The organism is Janthinobacterium sp. J1-1 (assembly GCF_030944405.1).
GTDB lineage: Bacteria > Pseudomonadota > Gammaproteobacteria > Burkholderiales > Burkholderiaceae_D > Janthinobacterium.
In genome coordinates, this window is record NZ_CP132339.1 from 5,917,313 (window position 1) to 5,939,896 (window position 22,584).

21 protein-coding genes are annotated in these 22,584 nt (G+C 62.2%); 9 read left to right on the forward strand and 12 right to left on the reverse strand.

Annotated features, from left to right (window positions below; genetic code table 11):
* Window positions 1-5 precede the first annotated feature (5 nt).
* The 5 genes from Q8L25_RS27000 to Q8L25_RS27020 all read right to left on the reverse strand — a co-directional run bounded on the left by Q8L25_RS27000 (window position 6) and on the right by Q8L25_RS27020 (window position 5,923).
* Entirely contained in the window at window positions 6-929 is a 924-nt protein-coding gene (locus Q8L25_RS27000; protein WP_308922315.1) for a DUF4384 domain-containing protein, read from the reverse strand.
* Between the two features lie 49 nt (window positions 930-978).
* Window positions 979-2,325 carry a caspase family protein gene (locus Q8L25_RS27005; protein WP_308922316.1) on the reverse strand — a complete coding sequence of 449 codons (1,347 nt, stop codon included), beginning with the start codon at window positions 2,323-2,325 and terminating at the stop codon, window positions 979-981.
* Window positions 2,326-2,414: 89 nt separating this feature from the next.
* Window positions 2,415-3,158: a hypothetical protein gene (locus Q8L25_RS27010; protein WP_308922317.1), complete on the reverse strand. Its 744-nt coding sequence runs from the start codon at window positions 3,156-3,158 to the stop codon at window positions 2,415-2,417.
* 604 nt (window positions 3,159-3,762) lie between these two features.
* On the reverse strand, window positions 3,763-5,601 hold the full coding sequence (gene msbA / locus Q8L25_RS27015) for a lipid A export permease/ATP-binding protein MsbA (protein WP_308922318.1): 1,839 nt from the start codon (window positions 5,599-5,601) through the stop codon (window positions 3,763-3,765).
* Between the two features lie 151 nt (window positions 5,602-5,752).
* Window positions 5,753-5,923 carry a hypothetical protein gene (locus tag Q8L25_RS27020; protein ID WP_308922319.1) on the reverse strand — a complete coding sequence of 57 codons (171 nt, stop codon included), beginning with the start codon at window positions 5,921-5,923 and terminating at the stop codon, window positions 5,753-5,755.
* Between the two features lie 86 nt (window positions 5,924-6,009).
* On the opposite strand from Q8L25_RS27020, the gene Q8L25_RS27025 reads away from it, so the two are divergent.
* Window positions 6,010-6,981 carry a ribonuclease Z gene (locus Q8L25_RS27025; protein WP_308922320.1) on the forward strand — a complete coding sequence of 324 codons (972 nt, stop codon included), beginning with the start codon at window positions 6,010-6,012 and terminating at the stop codon, window positions 6,979-6,981.
* Between the two features lie 7 nt (window positions 6,982-6,988).
* On the opposite strand, the gene Q8L25_RS27030 is transcribed toward Q8L25_RS27025, so the two are convergent.
* Window positions 6,989-7,645, reverse strand: a complete 657-nt coding sequence (locus Q8L25_RS27030) for a tetratricopeptide repeat protein (RefSeq protein WP_308922321.1) — start codon at window positions 7,643-7,645, stop codon at window positions 6,989-6,991.
* A gap of 117 nt (window positions 7,646-7,762) precedes the next feature.
* Here Q8L25_RS27030 and Q8L25_RS27035 point away from each other — a divergent pair, with 117 nt between their 5' ends.
* The gene (locus Q8L25_RS27035; protein WP_308922322.1) at window positions 7,763-8,239 is read left to right on the forward strand and encodes a GNAT family N-acetyltransferase; all 477 of its coding nucleotides are present in this window, start codon (window positions 7,763-7,765) and stop codon (window positions 8,237-8,239) included.
* Here the strand turns inward: Q8L25_RS27035 and Q8L25_RS27040 are convergent, their stop codons facing one another.
* On the reverse strand, window positions 8,240-8,854 hold the full coding sequence (locus tag Q8L25_RS27040) for a TetR/AcrR family transcriptional regulator (RefSeq protein ID WP_308922323.1): 615 nt from the start codon (window positions 8,852-8,854) through the stop codon (window positions 8,240-8,242).
* Window positions 8,855-9,005: 151 nt separating this feature from the next.
* Here Q8L25_RS27040 and Q8L25_RS27045 point away from each other — a divergent pair, with 151 nt between their 5' ends.
* Complete coding sequence (locus Q8L25_RS27045) at window positions 9,006-10,232, forward strand: MFS transporter (protein ID WP_308922324.1); 1,227 nt, start codon at window positions 9,006-9,008, stop codon at window positions 10,230-10,232.
* A gap of 11 nt (window positions 10,233-10,243) precedes the next feature.
* Here the strand turns inward: Q8L25_RS27045 and Q8L25_RS27050 are convergent, their stop codons facing one another.
* From Q8L25_RS27050 to Q8L25_RS27060, 3 genes are all read right to left on the reverse strand, one after another.
* Window positions 10,244-10,738, reverse strand: coding sequence for a prolyl-tRNA synthetase associated domain-containing protein (locus tag Q8L25_RS27050; RefSeq protein WP_308922325.1), 495 nt, complete (start codon window positions 10,736-10,738; stop codon window positions 10,244-10,246).
* Between the two features lie 67 nt (window positions 10,739-10,805).
* Window positions 10,806-11,006 (reverse strand): DUF3079 domain-containing protein, encoded by a 201-nt coding sequence (locus Q8L25_RS27055; protein WP_308922326.1) that lies wholly within the window; start codon window positions 11,004-11,006, stop codon window positions 10,806-10,808.
* A 99-nt stretch (window positions 11,007-11,105) separates the two neighbouring features.
* A complete protein-coding gene (locus Q8L25_RS27060) occupies window positions 11,106-12,008 on the reverse strand; it encodes a LysR family transcriptional regulator ArgP (protein WP_308922327.1) in 903 nt (300 codons plus the stop codon).
* A 101-nt stretch (window positions 12,009-12,109) separates the two neighbouring features.
* Here Q8L25_RS27060 and Q8L25_RS27065 point away from each other — a divergent pair, with 101 nt between their 5' ends.
* Both Q8L25_RS27065 and Q8L25_RS27070 read left to right on the forward strand, forming a co-directional pair.
* Window positions 12,110-12,721, forward strand: a complete 612-nt coding sequence (locus Q8L25_RS27065; protein WP_308922328.1) for a LysE/ArgO family amino acid transporter — start codon at window positions 12,110-12,112, stop codon at window positions 12,719-12,721.
* Window positions 12,722-12,729: 8 nt separating this feature from the next.
* Window positions 12,730-13,125: an ACT domain-containing protein gene (locus Q8L25_RS27070; protein ID WP_308922329.1), complete on the forward strand. Its 396-nt coding sequence runs from the start codon at window positions 12,730-12,732 to the stop codon at window positions 13,123-13,125.
* Here the strand turns inward: Q8L25_RS27070 and Q8L25_RS27075 are convergent, their stop codons facing one another.
* A complete protein-coding gene (locus Q8L25_RS27075; protein ID WP_308922330.1) occupies window positions 13,126-13,866 on the reverse strand; it encodes a hypothetical protein in 741 nt (246 codons plus the stop codon).
* 142 nt (window positions 13,867-14,008) lie between these two features.
* Between Q8L25_RS27075 and Q8L25_RS27080 the strand changes: the two genes are divergently transcribed.
* The gene (locus Q8L25_RS27080) at window positions 14,009-15,133 is read left to right on the forward strand and encodes a metallophosphoesterase (RefSeq protein ID WP_308922331.1); all 1,125 of its coding nucleotides are present in this window, start codon (window positions 14,009-14,011) and stop codon (window positions 15,131-15,133) included.
* On the opposite strand, the gene Q8L25_RS27085 is transcribed toward Q8L25_RS27080, so the two are convergent.
* Complete coding sequence (locus Q8L25_RS27085; RefSeq protein ID WP_308922332.1) at window positions 15,130-16,044, reverse strand: ADP-ribosylglycohydrolase family protein; 915 nt, start codon at window positions 16,042-16,044, stop codon at window positions 15,130-15,132. The two genes, Q8L25_RS27080 and Q8L25_RS27085, sit on opposite strands and share 4 nt — an antisense overlap.
* Window positions 16,045-16,198: 154 nt before the next feature.
* Here Q8L25_RS27085 and Q8L25_RS27090 point away from each other — a divergent pair, with 154 nt between their 5' ends.
* From Q8L25_RS27090 to Q8L25_RS27100, 3 genes are all read left to right on the forward strand, one after another.
* Window positions 16,199-16,975 carry a PAS domain S-box protein gene (locus Q8L25_RS27090; protein ID WP_308922333.1) on the forward strand — a complete coding sequence of 259 codons (777 nt, stop codon included), beginning with the start codon at window positions 16,199-16,201 and terminating at the stop codon, window positions 16,973-16,975.
* Between the two features lie 73 nt (window positions 16,976-17,048).
* Entirely contained in the window at window positions 17,049-18,992 is a 1,944-nt protein-coding gene (locus Q8L25_RS27095; RefSeq protein WP_308922334.1) for a secretion protein, read from the forward strand.
* Window positions 18,993-19,160: 168 nt separating this feature from the next.
* Complete coding sequence (locus Q8L25_RS27100) at window positions 19,161-21,875, forward strand: jacalin-like lectin (protein WP_308922335.1); 2,715 nt, start codon at window positions 19,161-19,163, stop codon at window positions 21,873-21,875.
* Window positions 21,876-22,584: the final 709 nt, after the last annotated feature.

The following is a 22,584-nucleotide window of genomic DNA, read 5'->3' on the forward strand; positions in this document are numbered from 1 at the left end:
CGAAGTTATTGATGCGACAGCTGAAGCTTCAAGTACAGCCCGTCTTCCTTGCTGGTCAGGTTCTTCACGATATAGGCCGCCACATGGCCACCGGTATCGGGTTGGACATCTTCGCTGAAGACGATCGCTTTCGAAGCATAGCCCTGGCCGCTTGCCGGCACTGCGGCGCACTCGCTGTCCTGGGCAAACACGATGCTCTTGGCGCTGTAGCCGGCATCGGCCAGACGCGGCTGCGACTCATCGACGGTTTTCCATTCGGTGGCGGTAACGGCAGGCTGCGGGCAGGCAGGGCCGGAAGGATTGCTCACGCCGCCGCTGCTGGCCACCAGGTCGGGCTGCATGCCGTCGATCTTCGCCGTGGCAGCAACCTCGAGCGGCTTGGCCGACAGATACACCAGCAATTGCTCGGTGCCCGGCGGCCCTTCGAATTCAAAGGCGCCGCGCGCTGGCAAGAACACCGTGCCCATGGCGTCGATGAAATTATCCTTGCCTGGCTGCGGATAAATCTGCGTCACCTTGCCATCCGGCGCCTGGTTCAACACATAGACGTAGGACGGACGATTGACCTTGACGCCCAACTGGAATTTATCTCCGGTCGAAAATTTGCGGCTGGCCAGCACATCGCGCGTCGTACCGTCGATATTCTTGATACGGATAAAGTAACTGGTGCCGATCTGCGCCGCAGGTTTGGCTTTCGCTGCCGAGGCAACCACAGTCTTCTTGACGGCGGCTTTCTTCTTTGCCGTCTGCACCGGTTCGGCCGGTGCCGGGACCGCAGCCGGCGCCGGGACCGGGGCCGGCGTGCCCGTATTGGCCGTCGAGACGGCGCCGTCTTCGGCGAAAAACAGCGACTTGGCGCTATAGCCCTCCTGGGCCGAAACACCGCTCATCAACAGCGCGAGGGAGAGTGCAATGATGGTTCTTTGCATGATTTGCTTTCCAGGGATGGGCGGGCCGCTCCAGGCGGACCGCTGGGGTTCACAGATACAAATTGTCCTGCTTGACGGGGAAGGTGCTGTACTTGCGTGGCACCTGCTGTTTTTCGCCATCAGTAAGCACAGTGGCCTTGGCGGAGGTAAACTCGCGGGCCCGCTCGAAAGCCGGCTCGATCTCGCCTTGGCTTTGTTCCAGATAAGCAAAGAAAGCCTGCGTGAAGAACGATCCCCTGAGTTTTTGAGAAGGCGCGACCGGGCTGTCGAACACGCCGACATCATGTTTCGGCCCCAGTGCCTCCTGCCCTTCGCTGGTAGCGGTGATCACGGTATAGCCGCTGCGGCTGCGGTCGAGTTTCTGCGGCACGCCCTGGCGTTTCGCCTTGTCGCTGGCGGCCACTTCCTCGGGGCTGAAGACAATTGCCTTGGAGGTAAATTTTTCACCACTCCAGGCTGCCATCGAAATGCCTTCGCTTTCGGGTCGGCCATTGTTGGCTTTCAGAATGAAGGCGGTCGATTCATCCTTGATGTCGTTCAGCATCTCGCCGCTGTAACAGGTGTCGATGAAGACGCGCGTTTCGCGGCTGGACTTTTGTGCCAGTTGCTGTACCAGGGTGTCGGACACCGAGGTTTCCTGCAGATGCAGCAAGTAATCCGTCTTTCCACGCTTGCGGCCATCGACACTGCCTGAATCGACGGCAATAATGGACATGCGTCGCTGATCGATACCGGCCGGCGACGGAACGGGCGGCGTGCCGTGGCTCGATACATAGATGAACAGGCTGTCATTGGCGCGCAGGCTATCGCCCACTTCGGCGATCTTCGATTCGATATTGGCCTTGGTGGCTTGCTCGCCGAACAACGACGTTACCTGGTACCCGGCGCGGCGCAGGCGCTCGGCAACGACTTTCGCATCATCTTCGCCCTGAATCGGCTTCAGGCTGGCGCTGTCGCGGAAAGTATTGATGCCGACCACCAGTGCACGCTTCTGCGGCACCGTCAGCACCGCCAGCTTGCGTGCACTACGTTGCTTGAAGAAATCGTCGCTGGCCTGCCGCGCGTCGATTTCCCAGCGCTTGACCTTGATATTTTCCGGATAGATCGGCGAGGTCGATTTCAAGCCGACGATGGATTGGGCAATGATGAACGCCCGCTCGACTTGCTGTTCATCGTCGTAATTGCCAGCCAAGCGTACCCGGCCAACGCCATCGCGCACCACCGACGCTTGCGTCAATCCATGCTGCTTGAATTTGACCGCAATTTTCTGCAGCAATTCGGGCGGAATATCGTATGAATAATAAACATGCTGATAGCCCGGCAATTGATTGGCGGCACAACCGCTGAGCAACAACACCGCGAGGACCATCAGGCCGCGCCAGATCGATTTCATCATGAAAGTGACTTGAAGAGAGAAATGAACATGGCACACCGGCCACCGCGTCATTTACGGTTCCGGGCGCCACCGATAACATCGAGTTTTTTTCAGATAATTGAGACGGTTTTGGTTGCAGCCACCACCGCAGTGGTTGCGGTTTTGATCTGAATTTCGTAGCGCAGCTGCATGCCAGGCTTGAAATTCGAGCTCAATTCATAATTCACCGTGTCGGTATGCTGCGCCGGTTCAAACGTCTTGGTTTCCGACGGACTGCCGGCAGTAAATGGCATGAGTTCTTCCTTACCATCTTCGATAACGTAGACTTTCCGTACGATTTCTACCTGCATTTCAGCATCATCCGGCGTCAACACATTAAACACCGTATTCATGGGAATACTCGCGGTGCCGCTTTTGACCGACTCGGGCATGTCGATCTTGACGATGCCGGTCACGATGCCCTGGCTCGGCTTGTATTTGGCGTCTTTCTTTGCCTGCGCCAGCGTGGCGGAGCGGGTGATATTGGAAGCAGGAACCCAGCTCGGATTCTTCTTGTAGCAGATATTGGTAGCCTCGTAATAAGCTTTGACGAAACCGATGCCGCCGCCGGCGACCGCACCGAGTGCCGTGGCCTTGATTGCGTCTTTTTTCTTCATGCCGCCAAGGAAGGAGGCCCCCAAACCTGCCAGCGCACCGACTGCGGCGCCCTTGGCCGTTGCCGTCAATTGCTCCGACTGTACGCATGAATTCAGGTCGGCATATGCCGATTCCTGCGCGGACGCATTCGCCGACAGGAGTGCGAGGGCGCATACCATCGCAGCGTTGAGTTTTGACGATGAGAAAATCAGATTCATGATTGTAGATTTCATTTCAAGTAAAAAGACGGGATGGATTTTTCTTGGCCCCGGCAATACAACCGCGGCCCCGCATGAATACTGGCTTGACAGGTAACTCATCAGCGATAGCACGACATTTTTTGAAAAACAATCAAGTGACCAACCCTCGATTGCGGCGATAAATCATCACCGACAATCGGCAGAAAAAATCCCACCATTGAAGATAATCAGAACTCGTGTTTCCATGCGGAATCATTGTAGCTCAATTTCAAATCAATGGAAATATACTTAAACGCCAATTAATAATTATTGACAATAAATTATTTTTTATGAATGAAATAAATTTTATTACCTTGATAATTCAATCGAACTTGTTACTATTGAATAGAATTCAATGAGTGAATTTAATGTAGGAAGATGATGCGGATCGCGGCGGACGGAAAACCAGGAAGTTTCCCTGTCATGGCAGAAGGCATGCGGGACGATGAAGCGCGGGAGCAAAAGAATATCCGACGACGCGGATGGCAGAACAGGCCGACACGATGATGCCCGCGCCGCAGGGCTGCGGCACGAGGAGATGGCAGGTGGCGCCGACGGTGAATGCCGACGCCAGAAAGAAAACTTAGCTGACGGCTGCTTTGACCGACGACAACTGGCTCGCGTGCAAGCGCGCATAGGCGCCGCCGCTGGCCAGCAGGGCCGCATGGCTGCCGGACTCGACCAGTTGCCCGCCCTGCATCACGACAATGCGGTCGGCGCTTTCGATCGTCGACAGCCGGTGGGCGATGACGATGGTGGTGCGGTTGCGCATCAGCACTTCGAGCGCGGCCTGCACCTGCCGTTCCGATTCCGTGTCCAGCGCGCTGGTCGCTTCGTCCAGCAGCAGGATCGGCGCGTCCTTGTACAGCGCGCGCGCGATCGCCAGGCGCTGGCGCTGGCCGCCGGAAAAGCGCGAACCGTTCTGGCCGGCCGGCGTCGCATAACCCTGCGGCATCTGCATGATGAAGTCGTGCGCATAGGCGGCGCGCGCGGCCGCCTCGATGCGCGCCTGGTCGGGCGCCGGGTCGCCATAGGCGATATTGGCCGCCACCGTGTCGTTGAACAGGATCACGTCCTGGCTGACCAGGGCAAACTGCTGGCGCAGGGCCAGCAGCTGGTAATCGCGCAGATCGACGCCGTCGAGCAGGATCTGGCCGCCGCTGACGTCATAGAAGCGCGGCAGCAGGCCCAGCAAGGTGGTCTTGCCGCCACCCGAGCCGCCCACCAGCGCCACCGTTTCACCGGCCCTGATATCGAGCGAAACATGCTTCAATGCGGTCGGCGCATCGGGGTCGTCCGTGTTGTAGCGGAAGTGTACGTTCTGCAGCGACAGATTGCCCTGCACCGCCACCGGTGCGGCCTGGCCCGGATCGGGCTCCAGCTCCGTGTCGATCAGGCCGAATACGGACTCGGCCGCGGCCAGGCCCCGCTGCAGCGGTTCATTGATCTTGGTCAGGTTCTTGATCGGCGACTGCATCGCCATCAGGGCGCCCATGAAGGCAACAAAGGCGCCCGGCGTGATGGCGCCGCTCTGCGCGCGCAGCAACGCAAAATAGATTACCGACGACAAGGTAATACCCACCAGCATCATGATGATGCCGGAGTTCATGGCCGAGGTGGCCGCATGCTTGACGGCCAGCTGGCGGTTGCGCTTGACCACGTCGGCAAAGCGCGCCTGCTCGTAATCCTGTCCGCCAAAAATTTTGACCACGCGCTGGCCGCCGATGCTCTCGTCCAGCACCGAAGTCAGCTCGCCCACCGCCTGCTGCGAACTCTTGCTCAGGTGGCGCATGCGGCGCCCGGCCAGGGTCACGATGACGGCGATGATGGGCATGGTGGCCATGCAGAACAGCGCCAGCTTGACGTCTATGCTGAACAGCAACACCAGGTAGCCGATGGTGGCCACCGAATCGCGCACCGCCACGTTGAGCACGTTCAGACCCGCCTGCGACACCTGGCTGGCGTCGAACGCCACGCGCGACTGCGTCAGGCTGGTGGTGGTGGTGTCAAAGAAACGGCTGGGCAGGCGCATGATGGTGGCGAACATCTGCTCGCGCAAATCGGCCTGCACCCGGCTCGACAGCCAGACGGAACCGTAGTCGCCGGCAAAGCTCGACACCATGCGCATCACCGCCAGGCCCAGGATGGTGGCCGGGATCACCCACAGGTCGACCTGCCCCGCCTGCGCCGGCAGGAAACGGTCGACCCAGCCCTGCAGCAGGCCCATGATGCCGGTGGTGGCCGGCGCCACGTGCTCGCTGGCCGTGGCGCGCATGGCGTCGACCACATTCTGCAACTGGCGTATCAGCAGCACATCGGTGGCCGAGGCCACACCCACGGCCAGCAGGGTGAAGGCGACGATCGCGCCATAACGGCGAAATTGGCTGGCCAGGCGGAAAAACAGTTGGCGGCTTTGCTGCATGTGGATGGGGAAATAAAAGGGAAAGCGTGATTCTAACGCGTGCGGGAGCTTGCCACGGAGAATGCAGCGCCTATCTGCGGCGGTAATTGCTGTTGCAGACAAGAACCCGGGCCTGTGGCGGCCCGGGTCCGGATGAAACGATGGTGCCTGCTTACAGGCTGCCGAACCCTGCGGCCGTGGCCACCACCAGCGCGGTCAGCGCCAGCACGGTCAGGATTTTCTTGGTTGGTGTGTGCATGTTGTACTCCTTGGGGGGGTGAATGAAGACAAACACAGGTAAATCAAACGCGGTGCTCGGGCGCCGTCTGTTGTATTCATTCATTGTACATTTCGTATTGCAAATTGCACGTCCGGTTACGTTTCGTTGTAATCACGCACAAATCACTTTCCGTGAAGCATAATTGCGCCATGTTCAAACTGACTTTTCTCGGCACCTCGTCCGGCGTGCCCACCCGCTACCGCAACGTCACTTCGCTGGCCGTGCAAACCACCCTGGGACGCGACTGGTGGATGGTCGATTGCGGCGAAGCCACCCAGCACCGTTTGCAACGCCTTCCTTTGTCGGTGCATGACCTGGCCGGCATCTGCATCACCCATGTGCATGGCGACCACAGCTATGGCTTGCCGGGCCTGCTGGCCAGCGCCTCGATGACGGGGCGCAAGCGGCCCCTGCTCATTATCGCGCCACCGGCCATCCGCGCCTGGCTGGACGCCACCTTGCTGCATACGGAACTGTTTCTCACCTATCCGCTGATCCATATCGACGTCAACAGCGCGCACGTCGTCCACCAGGAAGCGGGGCTGACGATCACCCGGCACCCGCTGTCGCACCGCGCGGCCAGCGTGGGTTTTCGTTTTGCGCTGGAAACGCATAAATGGAAACTCGACAAGGCGGCGCTGCTGGCCCAGGGCGTGCCGTCCGGCCCCGTCTGGGGGCAGTTGCAAACAGGCCAGGATGTGCTGCTCGACGACGGCCGGCAGCTGCGCAGCGCCGACTTCCGTATCACGAAAACAGACCAGGCCGCCATCGTGGTGGGCGGCGACAACGACACGCCAGCCCTGCTGCAGGAGGCTTGCCAGGGTGCGCAACTGCTGGTGCATGAGGCCACCTACACGGAAGCGATGCTGCAAAAGGCGGGGCCGGGGCCGACCCATAGTTCGGTGCAGCGGGTGGCCCGATTTGCCGCCAGCTGCGGCATGCCGAATTTGATCTTGACGCACTTCAGCGCGCGCTACCACCATCGCGACGGCATGGCCGAGCTGGAAGCGGAAGCGCGCCTGGACTATGCGGGCACCTTGTTTTTGGCGAATGATTTCGACAGCTATGCGCTCGATGCTACTGGCGTGCTGAGCAAGGTCGACGCGCGCAAGCCAGACTGATCAATGATCAGTAGGGATCGCTGCCGTACAGGCCGGCATATTCGGCCGCCAGCGCCCTGGCTTCCTCCAGCTGGGCCGGGGTGAGGATTTCCAGCAACTGGTCGCGGTTCTTGATCGCCTGCTCGTCGCCCGCTGCGGCCGGCATGGCGATCCAGGCATACGCCTCCACATAATCGAGTTCCACACCCTGGCCTTGCGCATACAGCAAGCCGTACTCATTCTGCGCAGACAAGGAACCGGACTGTGCCGCCGTCTTGTACCAGTAGGCGGCCTGCTCGAAATCCTGGGCGATATCGACGCCGCGCCGATACGCCTGGGCCAGGTTGAATTGCGACTGCCCATCGCCGGCCTCGGCCGCCTGGCGTCCAAACACCAGCGCCTGCTGCACGTCTTGCTGCACGCCATCGCCGCTGGCATACATCAGCGCCAGGTTGGCCAGCGATGGCGGATAGCCGGCCTCGCCCGCTTCCGTAAACAGCGCCACCGCCTTCGCCAGGTCTTGCGTCACGCCCTGGCCTTGGTAGTACAGGCTGGCCAGGAAATGCTTGCCGGCCGCGTGGCCGGTGCTGGCCGACGCATGAAACTGCTTGTAGGCCTCGGCGTAGTTGTCATCATTATAGGCGTCGATACCGGCTTCGTTGAGGGATTCTGCGGATAAGGTCATGCAAGCTCCTTGTCTGGTGGCGTTTGGTGGATGGCGACCATTCTAAGACGCAGGCGCGAGGGTTGAGTGTTCTGTTGAAGACGGGTACAGTTGCGCGCATAACAAGCAAGAGACCTCATGACGACACCGACACCATTCCCCATCCTGGTCTCTCAAGCGGCCCTGGCGCAAGACGCCGCCGCCTTTATCACCGTGCGCGGCCAGACCCGGCAAAACGCCGTGTCAGCCGAACGCCTGGCCGAGTTCGGCATTACGGCAGAGTCCTGGGCCGAGCTGATGCGTTCCGGCAAGCTGCCTGGCCATGCCTGCCACGCGAATGGCGTGCTGGCCGGCTATTGTTTTGGCGACCTGGACACGGGCGAAATCATCGTGCTGGCCCTGCTGCCGGAAGTGGAAGGCATGGGTGCCGGCAAGACCTTGCTGGAACTGGTCATGACCGACTTGCGCGCGCATGGACATCAGCGGCTGTTTCTCGGCTGCTCCAGCGATCCCGCCTCGCGCTCGTACGGCTTTTACCGCCACCTGGGCTGGACATCGACCGGCCAGACGGATGCGCATGGCGATGAAGTACTGGAATTTTTCTTCAAGCCGTAATCAGCCGGATCGCTGCGCATCCCACAGCCGCATCAGCTCGCTGATGGCCCCGTCAAACACCCCATGGCCGACGCCATCGCGCGCCATGATGGAGACGCCCGACAAAAAACCGTCGAAGACGGCGCCCAGTGCGCTGGCGTCGGTATCGGCAGGCAACTGCCCTTGCGCCACGCCACGCTCGACGCAGCGCACGAAGCCGGCGCGGGTGCGCGCGCGCGAGGCGGTCAATGGCGCGGCCACGGACGCATGTTCCGCCGTCGGCGCGCTCATGCAGCCCAGCGCCACCATGCAGCCGGGCGGATGCCCCGCGTCGGACTGCATCCGCGCCGACTGGCGCAGGGCCAACTCGACCGCGTCGCGCGGCGCCAGGGCATCATCCCACAGGCAGTGCGTCACCCGCGCATACGTGTCCAGGTAGCATTGCGCCGCTTCGCGGAACAGCGCTTCCTTGGAGCCGAAAGCCGCATAAAAGCTGGGCGCTGAAATGCCGCCGCCGAGGGCCGCCTTGAGCTGGCTCAAGGAAGTCGATTCATACCCCTGCTGCCAGAATAAAAACATGGCTTGCTCGACCGCTGCCTGCCGGTCAAACGTGCGCGGCCTTCCCATTTGTGCCATCTGATCCTCCTGATTTCAACTACATAAATACTACTCGATACAGAAGTCGTTGACAACGCAAGCTGCATTCGCCTATATTTATACCGATCGATATATATGTATCGCCCTTGGCGTGCTTGCACCGCTGCGCCCAACCTGATCAAGGATCCACATGAACTCCCCTGCCGTAACTGCCGCCGCCAGCCCCGTGCTGGACGACCGCCTGCCCGTCTCCGGCCTGCTGGCCCTGGCCATGACGGGCTTTATCTGCATCGTCACCGAAACCTTGCCCGCCGGCTTGTTGCCGCAGATCAGCGCCGGCCTCGCCATCAGCCAGGCCATGGCCGGGCAAATGGTCACCGCCTATGCCCTGGGTTCCCTGCTGGCGGCGATTCCACTGACCATCGCCACGCGCGGCTGGCGGCGCCGCAAGGTACTGCTGCTGACCATAATCGGCTTTCTTGTCTTCAATTCGGTCACGGCCCTGTCTTCCCATTATGGGCTGACCCTGGTGGCGCGTTTCCTGGCCGGCGTCGCGGCAGGCCTGGCGTGGAGCTTGCTGGCCGGCTATGCGCGGCGCATGGTGGCGGAACGGCAGCAGGGCCGCGCGCTGGCATTGGCCATGGTCGGCACGCCGGTCGCCCTGTCGCTGGGGGTACCGCTGGGCACCCTGCTCGGCTCGACGGTCGGCTGGCGCATGGCGTTCTGGATTATTTCCGCACTGACCTTGGTGCTGATCGCCTGGGTGCTGGCGAAAGTGCCCGACTATCCGGGCCAGTCGGCGCATGAACGCATGCCGCTGCGCCGGGTCTTCACCACGCCGGGCGTGCGCCCCGTGCTGGCCGTGGTGATCACCTGGATGCTGGCGCACAATATTCTGTATACCTATATCGCCCCGTTTGTTGCCCCGGCCGGTCTGGCTGCCAGGGTCGACCTGGTGCTGCTGGTGTTTGGCGCGGCGGCGATTGCCGGCATCTGGATCACGGGCAAGCTGGTCGAGCGCCATTTGCGTATCACCGTGCTGGCCAGCCTGGCCGCGTTCGCTGCCACGGCCGTCCTGCTGGGCCTGGGGTCGCAGTTGCCCGCCGTTATCTACCTCGGCATGGCCGTCTGGGGCCTGAGCTTCGGCGGCGCGGCCACCCTGCTGCAAACGGCCCTGGCCGACACGGCCGGCAGCGGCGCCGACGTGGCGCTATCGATGAATGTGGTGGCCTGGAATGGCGCGATTGCGGCGGCAGGCGTGCTTGGGGGAAGCTTGCTGGAAACCTGGGGAACGGGCGCCTTCCCCTGGGCCATGGTCGTTTTGCTGATACTGGCCATGGCGATCGCCTGGTCGGCGCGCACGCACGGCTTCAGGCCGGGCCGCCGCAACGGCAGCACCCCGGTGGCGGGGCATTGACCAACGTCCAATCAGGATAGTGCGGGCACCTCGACCACACGCGGCACATGGCCCGTATGCGCAAGAAAAGCCACCAAAGTGGCATGCGATATCGCCACCGTGGCCGTATTACGCAAGGGATGAGCCTGCACTTGCGGCGCATCCCATACGGCCTGGTCCAGCACCAGTTCCACCGCATGCCCGGTGTCTTGCATCAGGGCCAGCACGCTGACGGAACCCGGCGTCACGCCCAAGTGCCGCAGCAATCGATCGGGTGAAGCAAAACCGAGCCTGCTTGTCTGCAGCAACAGTCCCAGCGCCAGCAGGTCGATGCGTTTATCGCAGGGCACGATCACCAGCACATGCCGCTTGCCTTTGGCGTCACGCACAAAGATGTTCTTGCACATCAGGCCTGGCAAAGCCGGCGCGCACGACAGGGCTTCATCGATAGTGTGCACGGCAGGGTGTTCGGCAAAGTGATAATCGTGGCCGGCTGAGTCCAGCCAGTGCAATAGCGTGGTTTGCATGGGTAGCGAAAGAAAGTTCAGGCGATGTATTGTAACGGCCGCCCGGAACTTCCTGAACTGCCTGTGCCTACGGCGTTTTCTTGGCGTTGTCCTGCTGCTCCGGCGCACTCAGGCCCCATTCATTCCAGCCCTCGCCGAAAAGTTCAATCGGATGCTGGGTACGCTCCGAGCCATTGCCGCAGGCCATGGCGTCCGGTGAGCAATATTTATCGCAACCCCAGCAGATGCGTTCGGGGTTCTTCGGATTGACGGGAAAGGGCTTGGCCATGATGGGGCACCGGGCTGGAGGCGACAGCAATCACTGTAGGCCTGCCGTGGCGCAGGGTCAAACGACGTCTCTTGCTCGCCTTGAGTCAGGTAAAGGATATCAAACTATGCCGGCCTGATGCGGCTCCAGCCACCTGGCGGCCGTCGTCACGATGGCGTCATTGAGCGTCCTGGTCAGCGGCGTCTGGATATTCCAGCGGTGCCAGTACAGGGCCACGTCCACCTGCGTGCCTGGCGCCAGATCGACCAGCCGGCCGTCAGCGAGTTCCTCGCGCACCTGGATCAGGGGCGCCATGCCGTAGCCGAGGCCGGCCTGGATAAAGGCCACGAAGCCTTCCGAGCTGGGAAAGTAGTTGTGCGGCACATTCTCGTCCAGCCCCATCTGCGCCAGGTAGCGCGCGTGCAGGGTGTCGCTGCGGTTGTAGATCACGGCCGGCGCCCTGGCGGCCGACTGCGGGTTCAGTCCTTCCGGAAACCAGCGCCGCGCAAACGCCGGCGTGGCCACGCAGCGGTACGACATGATGCCCAGCGCCACCACCGAGGTGCCGGCCACGGCGTCCGGCGCGCTGGCGATGCAGCCGACCACCCTGCCTTCACGCAGCAGGCGCAAGGTCTGGTCCTGGTCGTCGAGCAGCAATTCCACGCGGCAAGCGGGTTCTTCCAGCACGGACGCCAGCGCTTCCAGCAGCCAGGTGGCGGCGCTGTCGGCATTCGAGGCGATGGCCAGCTGCGGCAGGGCGGCCGGCTCGGGCGCCTCCGCGTCCAAGCCCGCTTCCAGCAGCAGCACCTGCCGGTAATGGGCGATCAGGCGGTGGCCGCGCGCGGTCGCTTGCGGCGGCTGGCTGCGGATCACCAGCAACTCGCCGGTCGCCTCTTCCAGCGCGCGCAAGCGGTGCGACACGGCCGACTGCGTAATCGACAAGGCGACCGCGGCGCGCTCGAAACTGCCTTGCTCCACCACCGCATCGAGGGCCGCCAGGCCCCGGTAATCCAGCACGCTCATCAACACCACCACATGAATTTTTCGAATCAATCACGAATAACATTCATTATACTAATCTACCGTCATCTTCTATGCTGGCATCCTTTTGCAGGGGAACAGCAATGTTGAGCAGCAGTTTTTTCAAGGGCATGGCCATGGGTGGCGGACTCATCATCGCCATCGGCGCGCAGAACGCGTTTTTATTGCGGCAGGGAATACAACGCCGGCACGTGCTGCTGTGCGCCGCCGCCTGCATCGTGGGCGACATCCTGCTGATCGGCCTGGGCGCCGGCAGCGTCGGCCGCCTGGTTGCCTCCACGCCATGGCTGCTGGGCGCGATCCGCATCGGCGGCGCGCTGTTCCTGCTCGAATACGGGCGCCGCGCCGCCTGGTCCGCCTGGCGCGGCCAGGATCAGGTACTGCAGGCGGCCAGCAGCGCCGTCAACGAAGCTGGCCCGGCCCTGCGCGCGGCGATTGCGCTCAGCCTGCTCAATCCCCATGCCTGGCTCGATACCGTGGTGCTGCTGGGAACCATCGGCGCGCAACAGCCCGAACACGGCCGCGCCTGGTTCTCGGCCGGCGCCATGACCGCCTCCCTGCTGTGGTTCAGCGCACTGGCGATGGGCGCGCGCCTGCTGGCGCCCGTGTTTGCCAATCCGCGGGCCTGGCGCGTGCTCGACGGCCTGATCGCCGTCACCATGTGGGCAATCGCCGCCTCGCTTTTCATCCATTAAGGAAAACAATGAACACCGAACTGCACAGCATCACCCTGGAACAGGCGGCGGGCGAATACGCCGTCAGCCGCCTCGACGCCAGCTCCCCCTTCCCTGCCTGGGCCGATGGCGACGGTTTTGTCAGCATCAGCCGGTCACAGCATGAATTGTCGATCGTCTGCGCAGCGGCGCGCGTGCCGCCGGGAACGGTATCGGAAGCGGGATGGAGCTGCTGGCGCTTCGTGGGGCCGTTTGCCTTCGGCGCCACCGGCATCGTGCTGTCGGTGGTGCGGCCCTTGTCGCTGGGCGGCCTGGGCGTGTTCGTGGTCTCCACTTACGATGGCGACCACCTGCTGCTCAAGACGCGGGACCTGCCGGCCGCCGTCCAGCTGCTGAACGACGCCGGCCACGTTTTACTTAACTGATCAGCCGTTCCTGCGAAATTCAACATGCTGGGAGATCACGGCCTGGGTGACAAAATCGGCGTCAAACGGAATCGGCTCGCGAAAGAATGGCTGCTGAAACAGTGGGACGCAGTCGAATTTCTTCGGGCGCGAAAAGCCGCCGTGCTTGCGCATTTCGCTATAGCGCTCACCCTTGAACTGGCGGCCGACCGAGGTAAATGGCAGCAGATTTTCCGCCAGGTCGCCATCATTCAAATCAGGCTGGCGCGCCTTGAATTGCTCGAACACGTCGAACTGATCGCTGCAAATGACCTGGATCGCCGTTTCCGGAAACTGGTAGCGCTCGCTCCACATCACATGCCAGCCGGACTCGATACCGTTGATGAAATCGGCCAGGCGCGGGCTCAAGATATACGCGTCCGATTCGAGATGAATGATCTTGTCGGCGCCCAGCTCCCTGGCCAGGGTTAGCGAATGCAGAAAGCTGCGCCACCAGCCCGGGTAAGCCGACAGGCTTTGCCGCCCCAGGTTATTGTCAAAGCGAACGATCACCTTGTCGTCATTGAACAGCGACAGCGGCGCCATATTGGTCACCGTCTTGATGATGTCCGGCGGCGGCAAATACGGCGAGCCGTCGTCGATCATGATCTTCTTGGCCGCCGCTATCGGGCCATCCTGGTAGTAATCCAGCCAGCGCTGATAGCGCTCCTGCCACGCCTGTTCATTCTTGATATAACTGGTACAAAATAAAATCGATTTCATGGGCTGGGATATGAGGATGTTTTAGTCAGGCAAGCTGACGATTTTATTATATGAGGCAACGGGCAGCCGCCAGGGCCAGTGCGCCACTTGATGGCGGCAATCGTGGTTAAATGGCCCTTCGTCAACACGAAGATCCACTTCCATGATCCGATTTCACCTGATGTTCGCCCTGCCCTGTTTGTTCGTCATCGCGCGTTTCCTGTGGCCGCTGCCATGGTCCCTGCGTACCAGATTGGCCGCTGCCCTTGTCCTGCTGCTCGCCTCGCAATATCACCTGTACAGCCGCCTGTCGTCCGGCAGCGTGTTTTCGCCCGAATTCCCAAGAGAAATAGTTATCGCCTTCAACTGGGCCTTCAGCGCCATTCTGCTGCTGGCCCTGCTGCAACTGGCGCTCGACGTGGTGATGCTCGTCGCCAGCCTGGTACGCTGGCGCCGCCTGTCGATCCCACCCAAGCTGCGCTACGGCCTGGCGGCTGCCGCCATGGCGCTGGCCGCCATCGGCGTGCACCAGGCCATCCGCGTGCCACCGCTGAAGGATGTCGAGATCCATATCGCCAAGCTGCCACCGCAGTTCGACGGCTACCGCATCGTGCAACTGACCGACATTCATATCAGCCGCCTGTTCGACGCGCCCTGGACGCGAGCCGTGGTCGCAAACACCAACGCGCTGGACGCCGACCTGATCGTCGTCACGGGCGACATGATCGATGGCGCCATCAAGGACCGCGCGGCGGACGTGGCGCCGCTGCGCGGCCTGCATGCCAAAGATGGCGTGTATGTGATTCCCGGCAACCACGAATATTTCTTTGGCCACGATGCCTGGATGCAGTATTTTTCCGGCTTGGGCATGACCGCCCTCGACAACAGCCACGCCGTCATCGAACGCGGCGGCGCGCAACTGGTGCTGGCCGGCGTGACCGACGTCACCGCCCCCAACACCGGCTTGCCCGCGCCCGACGTGGCGCAAGCGCTCAAGGGCGCACCAACGAACACGGCGGTAGTATTGCTGGATCATCAACCGAGAAACGCACGCCACGCCGCCACGCTGGGCGCCAGCCTGCAACTGTCCGGCCATACCCACGGCGGCCTGATCGCCGGCCTGGACCGCTTGTTCGCGCTGGCCAACGGCGGCTTCGTGTCCGGGCTGTATGAGGTGGACAGCATGCAGCTCTACGTCAATAACGGCACGGCCTTGTGGCCCGGACTGGCGTTGCGCCTGGGGCGCCCGTCCGAGCTGACGCGCATTACGCTGCGCAAATCCAACTAGCGCGGCCGTGGCCGTTCCAGCAGCTTGATCGCCATCTCTTCGATCTCGTCGCGCATGGCCAGCGGCGCCAGCCAGGCTGGCGGGATCGCTGCCACGCCGTAATATGCGCCGGCGATCTGGCCGGTGATGGCGGCGGTGGTATCGGCATCGTCCCCAAGGTTGGCGGCGCGCAGCACGGCTACTTCAAAACTGTCCGTATTAAAGAAGCACCATAGCGATGCTTCCAGCGAGTCGACGCAGTAGCCGGTGCCGCGGATCTGTGCTTCCTCCTTGGCGATAAAATTGCCGGTGGCCAGCTCTGTCAATTTTGGCTCGCTTGGCTGGTAGCTGATGCTGGCCAGCAGCTCTTGCTTGCTGGTTCCCGCCAGCGCGCTGCACAGCAGGGCCGCAAACAGCTGGCAGCTTTCCACCGCTTCCGGTGCGCCATGGGTGGTGCGGGAGCTGTCGGCGGCCAGACGGATCGCGTCTTCCACATCGGGATAGGCAAACAGCACCACTGGCGCCAGGCGCATCAGCGAGCCGTTGCCGGCCGTGTTCGGCGAGGTGTCGCCGCTATACGGGTTGCCCGTGTCGGCGAATTTGTCGAGCGCGGTGCGCACCGTCATGCCGATGTCGAAGCAGGTGCCGGTCGAGCTCAGGTAACCCCATTGCCACCAGTTCAGGTAGCGCGCCATCTGGTCGGCCGGGTTGAAGGCGTTTTTGGTGATCAGGCTTTCGGCCAGGCACAGGGCCATGGAAGTGTCGTCGGTCCACTGGCCGGGCTTCAAATTGAAAGGGCCGGCGCCGGTCATGGTGGTGACTGGTGGAAAGCTGCCGCGGGGGGAGAATTCGACCGTGGTGCCGAGGGCGTCACCGGTGGCGAGGCCCAGGAGGGTGCCGAGGTAGCGGGATGTCAAGGTCATTTCAGGCATGGCGGGACGTTTCTCAGCGGGAGGAAGCGCCGATTATAAGAGGCCAGAGCAATTGGCAGAGCACGCTTGCTGGCCGATGCTGTGCGCAAGGCAACAGCATCGTCAACCCCATGCGGGAGATAATTTGTGCAACAAAGTTGCCGCAAATTACTTTATGATCATGGCCACCGCCACCGCCGCTGCCAGCGGCGGGCACACGGAGCGCAACGGTTTGGAACAACACGACAAGGAACGCCCGGCACACATCGCGGCGATCGATTACCAGGACTTGCTGATGGACGCCATCTGCTTCGTCGACGTCAATGCCAATTGCATCAAAGTCAGCGGCGCCTGCGAACGGATCTTTGGCTACACGCCGGCAGAAATGGTCGGCAAGAACATGATGGACCTGGTCCATCCGGACGACCTGCAACGCACGCTGGAATCGATCCAGCGTGTCATGGGCGGCTACCAGCAAAGCTATTTCGAGAACCGCTACGTGCGCAAGGATGGCAGCGTGGTGTCGATCAGCTGGTCGGCTGCCTGGTCGGAGCAATACCAGATGCGGGTCGGCGTGGCGCGCGACATCACCCGGCGCGAGCTGGACGACAACGCCCTGGTGGCGCCGCAATTGCTGCCCGAGCCGACGCCCAGCTGGCGCCTGTCGGCTTCGCCGCGCACCCTGCTGGCGCCCGATGGCGTCAGCATCGCGCTGTCGGTGCAGGATCACGCCGTGCTGCAGGCGATGATGCGCGACAGCGGCGTGGTCACGCGCCGCGCCATCATTGAAACCCTGGGCGAAGAATATTTTACCTACGACCAGCGCCGCCTCGACACGCAGATCCGCCGGCTGCGCCGCAAGGTGGCGCAGGCCTGCACGCATCCGCTGCCGGTCAACACCTTGCGCGCGGTCGGCTTCCAGTTTTACCAGAAAGCAACAGTTCAGCGCTGATTCTCAGAATCGCTCAGGAACGGCATGGCGGCGACTTCCTATACTGCTTGCTTTACAGCCACTTCCTTTCGCCATGACACTCGCCAGGCTTGCCGCCCCCCGCTTACACCGCTCCGCGCTCGCGCTGGCAGCCGCCCTGTGCCTGTCGCCAGCGGCATGGGCCGCGCCGGCCGAACCATCGTTCACGGCGATGGTCGGCAAGTTCATGCTGCTGCCGAGCGGCCAGCCGGAAACCGAAACCCTGGCCAAGGCCACTGCCGCCGTGAAATTCATCCAGCGCGGCGAGCTGCCGCAGGCCAGTCGCGCCATCAATGAAGCGCTGCAAATGGCGCCCGGCAATTCGCAACTGCACTTTCTGAACGCCTTTGTCTATCACCTGCAGGCCAAACAGGGTGATACACAAAAGAACGAGATGGCCATAGAGGGCTACCAGCAAGCGCTGCGCATCGATCCGGCCAACTGGATCGCCCGCGAGTTTCTCGGACTCGCCTTTCTCGATCACGGCCGCTACGCCGACGCCAAGGCGCAATTGACGGAAGTGCTGATGATGACGCCGGACAGCCAGGTGGCGATCAATGGCCTGATGACGGCGTCCTACCTGACCGGCGACGCCGTCACGGCCTGCCTGATGGCCGATCAGCTGAGCGCCGGCGCCGCGCCGCCGAACCCCGCCATGCTGCGCTCGGCGGTGGCGGTGTACGCCTCGTGTGGCGCCTTCGACAAGGCGCAGAACGTGCGCGGCAAACTGGCCGCCGCGCCGGCCGAGGCCGACCGGCTCGACCGCCGCGTCGCCCAATGGAAATCGTTTTACGACAAGCAGCCGGCGCTGTCCGGCGGCGCCGTGGTGCAGCACGCCAATCTGGGCGCGGCCAGCGCCAGGGCCGCCATCGTGCCGACCCAGGCGTTCACGATGCCGAAAGTGCCGCCACCGCGGCCGGTCGCGTCGGCGCCGGTGGCGGCTGCCGCGCCAGCCGCAGCGACCGCTCCAGACGACGCGCCGGCCTTCCCGCTTGCCCCGCCGCCCGCCATCGCCGCCGACGCCACCGGTCCGCGCATGGTGTTGGTCGACGTCGTGCTGGTATCCATGCAGGACCAGGTCAGCACCTCGAAAGGGGTGAATCTGCTCAGCGCCCTGACCTTGCAGCTGGGTTCGAGCGCCGGCAACCTGGCGGCGTTTTCGCGCGCCATTTCGTCGGTGGCGACGGGCGGCGCGCCCGGCAGCACCACCACCACGATCACGCGCGCGGTGACGGTGCCGGCGCTGTCGTATTCGCTCAATATCGCCAACGCCAGCAACGCCATCAACGAAGTGCTGGCGCGGCCGACCCTGGCGGCCATCGAAGGGATGCCGTCGGAGTTTTTTTCCGGCACAAATTTGAGCGCAGGCATTGTGTCGGCCAGCACCCAGGGCGGCACCACCATCGTGCCGCTGGAAAAACGCTTCGGCATCAAGCTGGCCGTCACGCCCGTGTTTCTGGCCAACGACAAGGTGCAACTGAAAGTCGAGGCGCAGCGCACCTCGCTGACCGCCTCGATCGACAACCCGAAAGTGGCGTACCAGATCGAGTCCGGCGAAATTACCGCGAACGCCAACGTCGTCATGACGCTGGGCGACACCCTGGTGCTGTCGGGCCTGACCGAAAAATCCTCCACGCAAACGCGCGACGGCGTGCCGGTGCTGCAGGACCTGCCTGGCGTGCAATACCTGTTTTCCAAAAAGCAGAGCAACGACTTGCAGCGCTCGGTATTGATGCTGATTACGCCGCGCACGCCAGCCTACACGGCGAGAAACGGCGTCGAGCAGGCTGCCGGGCTCGACCCTGCCGTCAAGGCCCTGCGCGAAAAATTCGGTTTCAAGGGCGACACGCCGGCCAACACCGACAGCGTGCTCAGCCAATTGAACGGCAACCTCATGTTCCGCGAATTTCGCCAGGGCGATGTCGTCATCGAACGCTGGGAACGCATGGACAGCACCGGCGAGCGCCTGCGCCAGGCGCTGGAATTTTTGTACTACTGAGACAGCAGTCCGATGGCCCGATACGCCAGCCGGAGCGCTGGCGTTTTTCATTGCTGTGCTGTGTTGCAACAGTCGTAGCAAGCTCAGATTTGCTCAGCAACAACATCGTGACGGCTACCTATACTAGTTGCTCACAGTCACTTTCTGCCAAGAACCCGAATGTTATCCATGAAAAAACTGTTATCGATGGCGGCCTTTGCCGTTCTGAATGTCGTGATCCTTGTTCCGCTTGCCAGCGCCGACAACGGGCCGCAAATTTCTCCCACCCTGAAAAAAATGCTGGGCGGCCTGCCGATCGCCGGCATGAAGGATGAAGTCAACCAACTGGTCGGCACCCTGAAAAAAACCGCGTGCGGCAGCGGCCTGAGCGGCTGTTATGCCACCAAGTCCGGCCCCTTGCAGCTGTACTTTTTCACCAGCGGCACCCAGCAACAGACTTTCCTGCTGGTGTTGAATAAAACCATGGCGCTGCCGACCCTGCTCAAACCGAATGTCCAGAAAGTATTTGGCCAGACGGCGGTGAAAGACCCCATCATTTCGATCTCCACCACCGACTACGATCTGGACATCGCCAAGATGCCGGCCGACTTGCAGCAGATCGTGCGCGACAGCTATTTCAATGTGCAAAGCCTGAGCTTTACGGCCGGCGTGCAACTGGCCGCGCGGGCCAACATCGGCGGCGCGCTGATGACCAGCCTGGCCGCGCTCGGTGTGCCGGCCAACCAGCTGACCCTGCGCGCCGGCGTGGTGATGCCGATTCCGACCGACCTGGCCGGCGGCGCCGGCACCGGCGCCGGTCTTGCCAGCGCCCTGCACGATGGCGACACCATGAAAAAGGCCGGCGCCGACGCCCTGCACCCGGGTGCCTTTGTCGAATTGCAGACCGCGCCGGGGATGAAAATCCAGATGCTGGCGCCGGCACTGGTGTTGACCGACGCCACCTACTTCATCGATAACGAACTGGTGTTCGGCTACAAGGGCAACGCCCGCTTCGAAAACACGTCCAAGGACCTCCTGCTGCAATTCCAGACGCCGTTGACGCCCGAAGGCGCCATGGACCTTGTTGACTTTTCTTTCCGCATGGCCACGCCGCAGACACTGAGCCTGCTCGACAACGCCTGGATCGCCATCGACATGATCCTGCCGCAGGCGGCCATCGCCAAATCGGCCACCACCACCGCGCTCGACAGATTCGGCGGCGGCTACGTCAGCAACATCAAGGCCTATGCGCAGCCACTCAAATCGATGTCGAAAGCCTTGTCCGTGTTCCAGCTGAAAAACCCCAACCCGCCCGGTCCGTACCGGTTCGGCGACCCTACCCGCCCCTTCCCGCAAGACGACAAGCCGTTCAATCTGCTGGTGCTGGGCCCACTCGCCGATGGCGGACCGCGCATGTACAGCGCCGGCGAGGTGCGTGTCCTCGGCCAGACCATGGGCCGCATGGAAGTGTCGGTGGGCAAGGCAGGCTTCCAGGGCACGGCGCAGGCGGATCTGTCTCTCAAACTGGGGCCGCTAGGCAACACCAAAATCAAGATGAAGGCCATCGCCGACGTCAGCGACAAGCGCCAGGAAGTGAGCGTCATCGGCAACCTGGCCGGCCAAAAACTGGCGCTGGGCTTGTCCGGCGACACCATGTCGGTGGAGTTTTCAGCCAGTTGCGTCAATCCCTTCGAGATCAAGACCAAGGTATCGATCACGCCGAGCCTGGACATCGCCGACATCCTGAACGGCCAGGGCGGCGTCAGCGTCGATCCGTCGAAACTGGAGAACTGCATCGGCAAGGAACTGGAAAAGGCGCTCAACAAGGTGGCCAACGAATACAAGTCGCTGGAAGGGTTTGGCGCCAAGAACGCGATGGCGGCCCTGAAACAGATCGACGATACCGCCAAGCAAGCCGAAAAAGTCGCCAAGCAGGCGTACGACCAGACCAAGAACACCGCCCGCAAAACCGCCAGCACCGTGTCGAACGGCGCCACGCATGCGTTCAATGATGCCGGCAACGCCTTCAAGGGCATCGGCAAGAAAAAGAAACACAAGAAGGGCCCGGATCCGCACTTCGCTGCCTCCGTGTTCGACTGGGACTTCTATTACGACAACAATCCTGATGTCGTCAAAGCCGGCGTGGACCTGCCCACGCACTGGAAAGACCATGGTTACAAGGAAGGCCGCCAGGGCTCGCCGGAATTTTCCGCCACCTTTTATCGGGCCCGCTATCTCGACGTGCAGCAGCGCTGCGGCGCCGCCGACCTGGACTGCGTGCTGCAACACTGGCTCGACGAGGGCATCGAAGAAGGCCGCCAAGGCAGCGCGCAGGTTGCCGTGTCCAGTTACCTGCAGCGTTACCCCGACCTGCAAAGCGCCTTCGGCAAGGACAACTATCCGGACGCGCTCGACCACTGGCTCAACTCGGGCGAAGGCGAAGGCCGCGATCCAGGCCCGTCTTCCAGCGTGGCAGGGCCCATCTACGGTTCGCAACTTGTGGGCGGCGACGGCGGCGGCGCCTGGAGTGATGGCAATACCTGCAACGGTCAGCACGTCACCGGCTTCCGCCTGAAATGGGGCGACCAGGTCGGCGCCGTGCAGTTCCAGTACGGTGCGAATGGCTGGGCCACCATGCAGGGCAACCATGACAAAGGCTGGCGCAGCGAGGTCATCCTGCCGGGCGACGAATACATCACCCGTGTGGAATATCGTGGCGGCAACGTGGTCGACTCCCTGACCTTCATCAGCAACAAGGGCCGCCGCTTTGGCCCGTACGGTACTGGCGGCGGCGGTGGCGCCGGCAGCTACCAGGCGTCGCCGGGGCAAATGCTCGGTTGCGTGTCGGGACGGGCGGGCAAGCAGATCGACAAGCTGATTTTTTCGTCGACCGGGCCGCGCTGAAGCGGTGTGACGAAAGCGGCGGGCGCGGCAAGCCGGCGCCCGCCATCGATTCTGGCGCGGTGCAATTGAGCGCGCTTATCCGCCAACCCACCTCATCCAATCATCGTGAAGCGAGGGACGGGGCCGCCATTCCGACACGCCTTGGCTGCGCAGTGACCGGCAAAGGCTGAGATCACATATAAATGCTGGATCGGACACCGGCCTTGGAGACGGCCAAGGCTGAGATCGTGTACGAACGACGGTATCTGATCCCGACTTTCCGCACCGTCATGCCGGTATCGAAACAGGTGCTGGTGAAACTCAGGTCACGACTGGGCTTCTAAGTCGGGATGAAGCGCTCATCATAAAAGGCCTGCGCAATCGACTGAGCACGCCAGGCTGCGCGCTTCACGCTCATCGGCTGACACCCCCGATTGCTTTGCGGTAAAAATCCTGGCGGTAACCGAGCAGCGACTGCCGCGATGGTGCCAAGCGCGCGCGCCGGCACGCTGTCGATCACGTCTCGCAGACACGATGGCATCGGCGATATCCTCGGCTTGGCCGCAACGCTACCAAGGTGATCCCCCCAAGCGCCCAAGCGGATAAAGCCAAATGTTTCCCGAAGTCATGATCTTGTCATGCTGAAGAGCAATACTTTCGCTTTGCAACGTCTGCGCTGAACCCGTTCCTCGTATATGACCAGCGTATCCCCGAAAATGATTCGCTTTGG